At 71.6% G+C, this 7,017-nt stretch carries 6 protein-coding genes; 5 read left to right on the forward strand and 1 reads right to left on the reverse strand.

Annotated elements, in window-relative coordinates; genetic code table 11:
- Positions 1 to 3 precede the first annotated feature (3 nt).
- Positions 4 to 2,256 carry a peptidoglycan -binding protein gene (locus ACFDTC_RS11400; RefSeq protein WP_375258999.1) on the forward strand — a complete coding sequence of 751 codons (2,253 nt, stop codon included), beginning with the start codon at positions 4 to 6 and terminating at the stop codon, positions 2,254 to 2,256.
- Positions 2,257 to 2,347: 91 nt separating this feature from the next.
- Here ACFDTC_RS11400 and ACFDTC_RS11405 read toward each other — a convergent pair whose 3' ends face one another.
- Positions 2,348 to 4,768 (reverse strand): DNA topoisomerase IV subunit A, encoded by a 2,421-nt coding sequence (locus tag ACFDTC_RS11405; RefSeq protein ID WP_375259000.1) that lies wholly within the window; start codon positions 4,766 to 4,768, stop codon positions 2,348 to 2,350.
- A gap of 159 nt (positions 4,769 to 4,927) precedes the next feature.
- Between ACFDTC_RS11405 and ACFDTC_RS11410 the strand changes: the two genes are divergently transcribed.
- From ACFDTC_RS11410 to ACFDTC_RS11425, 4 genes are all read left to right on the forward strand, one after another.
- The gene (locus ACFDTC_RS11410; protein WP_375259001.1) at positions 4,928 to 5,629 is read left to right on the forward strand and encodes a hypothetical protein; all 702 of its coding nucleotides are present in this window, start codon (positions 4,928 to 4,930) and stop codon (positions 5,627 to 5,629) included.
- A gap of 37 nt (positions 5,630 to 5,666) precedes the next feature.
- The gene (locus tag ACFDTC_RS11415; RefSeq protein ID WP_375259002.1) at positions 5,667 to 6,497 is read left to right on the forward strand and encodes an SDR family NAD(P)-dependent oxidoreductase; all 831 of its coding nucleotides are present in this window, start codon (positions 5,667 to 5,669) and stop codon (positions 6,495 to 6,497) included.
- Between the two features lie 60 nt (positions 6,498 to 6,557).
- A complete protein-coding gene (locus ACFDTC_RS11420) occupies positions 6,558 to 6,761 on the forward strand; it encodes a twin transmembrane helix small protein (RefSeq protein ID WP_375259003.1) in 204 nt (67 codons plus the stop codon).
- A partial coding sequence (locus ACFDTC_RS11425) for an ATP:cob(I)alamin adenosyltransferase (protein ID WP_375259004.1) occupies positions 6,761 to 7,017 on the forward strand: 257 nt, incomplete at its 3' end. The genes ACFDTC_RS11420 and ACFDTC_RS11425, both read left to right, overlap by 1 nt.

Consider the following 7,017-nt stretch of genomic DNA (forward strand, 5'->3'; position numbering starts at 1 on the left):
TCCATGGCCCTGTCCCGGCGCACCGGCGGGCGGCTGCAATCGTCCATCTGGCCCGGCTTCGTGGACGCCATGACCGGTCTTCTGCTGGTCCTGACCTTCGTGCTGTCGATCTTCATGGTGATCCAGTTCGTCCTGAACGAGACGATCTCGGGGCAGGACGCGCAGCTTGACCAGCAGCAGCAGGAAATCTCGCGCCGCGACGACGAGCTGGCCTCGCTGTCGGCCGAGGTCGAGCAGCTGGCCCGCGCGCTGGGCGTCTCCGAGCGCGAGAACAACGCGCTGACCGACCGGCTGGGCACGCTCGAGGCGAACCTGTCGGACACCGAGACGCGGCTGGCCGAGCAGGGGCGCCTGATCGACACGCTGACCGCGACGCGCGACCGGCAGGCGGCCGAGCTGGAGGCCGCGCAGGGGCGCATCGCGTCCTTCGAGGAGCAGGTCGCGAGCCTTCTGGACCAGCGCGACGACGCCCGCGCGCGCAGCGCCGACCTGGCCGAGGAACGCGACGCCGCGCGCAGCACGATCGCCGACCTGCGCGCCACGCAGGAGGAATTGCAGGCGGCGCGCGACCAGGCGCTGTCCGAGCGCGAGGCGCTGGACCTGGCGCTGGCGCAGGCGCGATCGGAAATGGACGACCAGGTCGAGGCCGCGCGCCTCGCCGCCGCCCGGCGCGAGGCGCTGGAGGCGCTGGTGGCCGACCTGCGGGCGCAGAACGCCGATGCCGAGGCGCAGGTCGGCAGCCTGACCACCCGCGTCGAGGACCTGCAGCAGACGCTCAGCGAGGAAGAAGCGCAGCGGCTGGCCGAGGCCGAGGCCGCGCAGGCGCTGCGCCGACGGCTGGAAGAGGCCGATGCCGAGCTGACCGCGATGACCATGTCGCTGGAGCAGGAGCGCGCCCGCGCCGAGGAAACGCTGACCCTGCTGGCCGCCGCGCGCGAGGCCGAGGACGACCTCAACGCGCGCCTTGCCGCGGCCCTGGTCGCGGGCGAGGACGAGACCCGCGCGCTGCAAGACCGGATCGACGCGCAGGCCGAGCAGATCGCGACGCTGGAATCGCGGCTGGGCGAGACGACGGCCCAGGCCGAGCGTGACGTGGCCGCCGCGCGGACCGAGGCGCAGGCGGCCGAGACGCGGATGTCGGACCTGTCGGCGCAACTGGCCCGCGCTCTGGCGCGCGTGACCGAGGCCGAGGCGCTGGAATCCGAGGTCGAATCCCTGCGCGAACGCAACAGCGCGCTGACCGCCGAGGTCGAGTCCGCCGGGTCGGATGCACAGGCGGTGGCGGCGCTGCGCGATCAGCTTGCCGAGGCCGAGGCGCGCGCCGAGGACCGTGTCGAGGCGGCGCGCTCGCTGGAAGAGCAGCTGGCCTCGGCGCTGGCCGCCCGGATGGACGATCGCGCGACGCTGGAAGAGACGCGCGCGCGCCTGACCGAGGCGCTGGCCGCGCAGCGCGCCGCCGAGGCCGCCGCCGAGGAGCGCCTGGACGAGGCCGAGCAGCGCGCGACGCTGCTGGCCCAGGCCCGCGACACGCTGGATCGGTCGAACGCACGCGCCGACGAGGCCGAGATGCAGGCGGAACTGCTGAACCAGCAGGTAGCCGCGCTGCGCCGGCAATTGCAGGACCTGCAGGGCATCCTGGGCGAGAGCCGCGCGCGCGACGAGGCGGCGCAGGTGCGGCTGGAGAATCTGGGCTCGGAGCTCAACGCGGCCCTGGCGCGGGCGGCGGCCGAGGAGCGCCGCCGGCGCGAGCTGGAGCAGGCCGAGCGCGAGCGGCTTGAGGCGCAGGCGCGCGACCTGGAACGCTACCGCTCGGACTTCTTCGGGCGGCTGCGCGACGTGATCGCCGACACCGAGGGCGTGCGGATCGAGGGAGACCGGTTCGTGTTCTCGTCCGAGGTGCTGTTCGACGTGGGCTCGGCCGAGCTGTCGGCGGCGGGGCAGGCGGAACTGGCGAACATCGCCGGCATCCTGCGCGGCATCGCCGAGGACATCCCGCCCGAGATCGACTGGGTGATCCGCGTGGACGGGCATACTGACGACATCCCGTTGCGCGCCAACGCGCGGTTCGAAGACAACTGGGAACTGAGCCAGGCGCGGGCGCTGTCGGTGGTGCGCTACATGATCGACGACCTGGGCATCCCGCCCGACCGGCTAGCCGCGAACGGCTTCGGGCAATATCAGCCGATCGACCCGGCCGACACCGCCGCTGCGCGGGCGCAGAACCGGCGGATCGAGCTGAAGCTGACCGAGCGCTGAGGCCGGCACACGGCGCTCGTGCCATTCGGCACGTCGCCCCGCCCGCCGTCCCCGGCCGTTCGCGCGTTGAGCGGGGGCAGCGCCCCGGCGCTCAGGTGAAGCGGTTGTCGCGCGGGAAGCCGCGGGGCGCCATGCGGCCCGAGCCGGCGCGCTTGCCCAGCCATTCCTCGAGCTGCGTCTCGGTCCGGGTGCGGCCGGCCGGGTCGCGCCAGGTCAGCCCCTCGGCGAGGGTGAAGGTGCGGGCGTCCGACAACCCGCCGTCCTTGTACTTCTGCAGGCGCACGCCCTTGCCGCGCGCCATCTCGGGCAGCTCGTCGAGCGCGAAGACCAGCACCTTGCGGTTCTCGCCCACCACGGCGACGTGGTCGCCGTCGACGCGCACGCAGACCTTCGCGCGGGCCGGGGCGCGCACGTTCAGCGCCTGCTTGCCGGCGCGCGTCTGGGCGACGACCTCGTCCTCGGGGACGACGAAGCCGTCGCCGGCGCTGGAGGCCAGCAGCAGCTTCTCGCCGGGGCGGTGGATGAACAGGTCGACGATCTCGGCCTCGTTGGGCAGGTCGACCATCAGGCGCAGCGGCTCGCCGGTGCCGCGGCCGCCGGGCAGGCTGGCGGCCGAGACGGTGTAGAACCGCCCGTTCGAGCCGAAGACCAGCAGGCGGTCGGTGGTCTCGGCGTGGAAGACGAACCGCGGGCCGTCGCCGTCCTTGAACTTGAGCTCGCGGTCGAGCGCGATGTGCCCGGTCATGGCGCGGATCCAGCCCATCTGCGAGCAGACGACGGTGATCGGCTCGCGCTCGATCATCGCCTCGAGCGGGACCTCCTCGGCCTCGGCGGCCTCGGCGAAGGCGGTGCGGCGGGCGCCGCCGGCATAGTCCTTGCCGAAGCGTTTCCGGACCTCGCGCAGTTCTTCGGCGATACGCTGCCACTGCGAGTCCGCGTCGTCGAGCAGGTCGGCGATGCCGGCGCGTTCCTCCATCAGGCGGTCGCGCTCGGCGCGCAGCTCCAGCTCCTCGAGCCGGCGCAGGCTGCGCAGGCGCATGTTGAGGATCGCCTCGGCCTGCACGTCGGACAGCCCGTCCTCGTGCCCGGCGTAGCGCTGCGGGATGCCGCGGCCGGACTCGTCGCCCATGTCGGCCGGCGCCACCGCGTCGGGATCGGCGACCAGCGTCAGGGTCTTCGGATCGGTGTCGCCCAGCGGCGAGACGTAGTCGCGCTGGTCGGTGGCGCGGGGGATGCCGTCCTGGTGGGGCTTCGACCAATCCTCGACCATCAGCGCGGCCTTGGGGTCGTCGTCGTAGCGGATGATGTCGATCACCCGGTCGAGGTTGAGGAAGGCCGTGATCAGCCCCTCGAGCACCTCGAGCCGGTTGTCGATGCGCGCCATGCGGTGGCGCGAGCGGCGGATCAGCACGTCGCGGCGGAAGTCGAGGAAGGCGCGCAGCACCTCCTTGAGCGAGCAGACCTTGGGCGTCACGCCGTCGATCAATACGTTCATGTTCAGCGCAAAGCGGATTTCCAGGTCCGAGTTGCGGAACAGCGTGCCCATCAGCACGTCGGGCTCGACGTTGCGCGACTTGGGCTCGAGCACCATGCGGATGTCCTCGGCGGATTCGTCGCGGACGTCGGCGAGGATCGGCACCTTGCGGGTCTGGATCAGCTCGGCCAGCCGCTCGACCAGCTTGGATTTCTGCACCTGGTAGGGGATTTCCGTCACGACGATCTGCCACTGGCCACGGCCGAGGTCCTCGACCTCCCACTTGGCGCGCAGGCGGATCGAGCCGCGGCCCGTGGCGTAGGTCTGCGCGATCGTCTCGTGCGGCTCGACGATGATGCCGCCGGTGGGAAAGTCCGGGCCGGGCACGTATTGCAGCAGCGTCTCGTCGCCGGCGTTGGGGTGGCGGATCAGGTGCAGGCAGGCGTCGATCAGCTCGGAGATGTTGTGCGGCGGGATGTTCGTGGCCATGCCGACCGCGATGCCGCTGGAGCCGTTGGCCAGCAGGTTGGGGTAGGCGGCGGGCAGCACGACGGGTTCGTTGAGCCGGCCGTCGTAGTTCGGGCGGAAGTCGACGGCGTTCTCGTCGAGGCCCTCCAGCAGCGCCTCGGACATCACGGTCATGCGCGCCTCGGTGTAGCGCTCGGCCGCGGGGTTGTCGCCGTCGATGTTGCCGAAGTTGCCTTGCCCGTCGACCAGCGGGTAGCGAATGGTGAAGTCCTGCGCGAGCCGCGCCATCGCGTCGTAGATCGCGGCGTTCCCGTGCGGGTGGAAGTCGCCCATCGTGTCGCCGCTGATCTTCGCGGATTTCAGGAACCCGCCCGACGACGACAGCCGCAGCCGCCGCATCGCGTAGAGGATCCGCCGGTGCACCGGCTTCAGCCCGTCGCGGGCGTCGGGCAGCGCGCGGTGCATGATCGTCGACAGCGCATAGGTCAGATAACGCTCGCCGATGGCTCGGCTGAGCGGTTCGGAACTGTCGCGGGAGGGAAGATCGGGCTCGATCGGGTCGTCACTCATGCGGGCGGTGATAGCGGGGCGGGGCAGGGCGGTAAAGCGGCTGCGCGCCGGTCCGTGCGGAAAGCGTGTCCGCGGTGCGACGTCGCGTGCCTGCACGGTTCGGCGGAACCCCGCGCATCGCGGCGGCGTTGCCAGCGAAACACCAAGAAGGAAACCGCCATGCGTCTCGTCGTCGTCACATTCGCCCTGCTCGGATTCGCGTGGTACGAGCTTTCCGGCGGCGCCGAGTTCCAACCCGGCGACGTGTCGCTGACGCTGTTCGCCGAGCCGACCTATACCGGCCCGGTGCTGTTTGCCGGGCTTCTGGATCGCCCGGTCGAGGGCGCGCGTCAATCCCGGGTGCGCCAGGCGTCGGTGGACGTGGCAGAAACCCGCGCAAGCGCGATCGAGCGCGCGGTGGCCAAGGTGCCCGGCGCGACGCTGGTGCGGGCCTCGGCCGACGCTTCGGACCCGCAGCCCGTTCGGATCGGCGGCGCGTTCGCCAACGGTTCGGGCAATGCGTTCGACAACGGGTCGGGCGGCGCCTTCACCGACCGGTCGGGCGCGATCTTCGACACCGGCGCGGGCCTCGAGGCGGTGGACGCCTCGGCGCAGGCGACCGGAACGGTGCTGTCGCCGGACATCCGGCACGTGGCCGACACGCGCGTGCCGCTGCTCGACCGCCCGTCCGAGGGCGCCGAGATGCTGGTCGAGCTGCTGCGCGGAGAGCCGGTCGCCGTCCTGCGCGACGGTGCGACGGGCTGGGTGCAGCTGCGCGCGCTGGACGGCGGCACCGTCGGCTGGGCCGAGGCGCGGCACCTCGAGCCGTCTCAGGACGCGACGCTGGCCTCGGCCGGCGAGACCACGCTCGCCTCGAACTGAGCTTTCCTTCGGGCGCTTGGACCATTAGGCCCTGCGCATGGTCGAACGCTCGATCCTCATCACCGGCTGTTCCTCGGGCATCGGGGCCGACGCGGCGCGCACCTTGCGGGCGCGGGGCTGGCGCGTCTTCGCGGCCTGCCGGCAGCAGGCCGATTGCGACCGCCTGCGCGCCGAGGGCTTCGAGTCGCCCCGGCTGGACTACACCGACCCCGAAAGCATCGCGGCCACTCTGGACGCGGTGCTTGGGGCCACCGGCGGCACGCTCGACGCGCTGTTCAACAACGGCGCCTACGCCATCCCCGGCGCGGCCGAGGACCTGCCGGCGGATGCGCTGCGCGCGATCTTCGACGCCAACGTCTTCGGCTGGCACGACCTTACCGTGCGCGTGATCCCGGTGATGCGGGCGCAGGGGCACGGGCGGATCGTCAACCATTCGTCGGTGCTGGGCTACGTCTCGATCCCCTGGCGGGCGGCCTACAACGCCACGAAATACGCCATCGAGGCGCTGACCGACACGCTGCGGATCGAAATGCGCGACACGCCGATCCACGTGGTGACGCTGAACACCGGGCCTGTGGCGACGCGCATCCGCGTGAACTCGATCCCGCATTTCGAGCGCTGGATCGACTGGCGGAACTCGGCCCGGCGGGCGCAGTACGAATCGACCCTGCTGAAGCGTCTCTACGAGGATCGTGGCCCGGACCGGTGGGAGCTGCAGCCCGAGGCGGTGACGCGCGCGCTGATCCGCGCGGTCGAGCATCCGCGCCCCGCGCCGCGCTACTACATCACCACGCCGAGCCGCCTGATGGCGGTCGCGCGGCGGGTGCTGCCGACACGTGCGCTGGATTGGGTGCTGTCGAAAGGGTGATCGCGGGTTCGCAATCGCGCGCGACGGGGTTATGTGCTGCCTGTCGGAACCGGAGGACCCATGCTACACGATCCGTTGTTCATTGCGCTGGCCATCGCCTGCCTTGCCGTCGTCGCCATCCTGCTGTTCGGTATCGGCAGCTTCGCCAAGGGCGGCGAGTTCAACAAGAAGTACGCCAACAAGGCGATGCGGCTTCGCATCATCGCGCAGTTCGTGGCGGTGCTGCTGATCCTGCTGTTCGTCTGGGTGCGCGGAGGCAACTGATGGTCGTTCTCAACCGGATCTACACGCGCGGCGGCGACAAGGGCGAAACCGCGCTGGGCAACGGCGCGCGGGTGCCCAAGTTCTCGCCCCGGGTCGAGGCCTACGGCACCGCGGACGAGCTGAACTCGGTCGTGGGGCTGGCGCGGCTGGCGGCGACGGGCGACGCCGACGCGGCGCTGGCGCGCATCCAGAACGACCTGTTCGACCTGGGCGCCGACCTGTGCCTGCCGGACATGGGCGCGGACGCCAAGCGCGA

The organism is Citreimonas sp. (assembly GCF_042096055.1).
Lineage (GTDB): Bacteria > Pseudomonadota > Alphaproteobacteria > Rhodobacterales > Rhodobacteraceae > Citreimonas.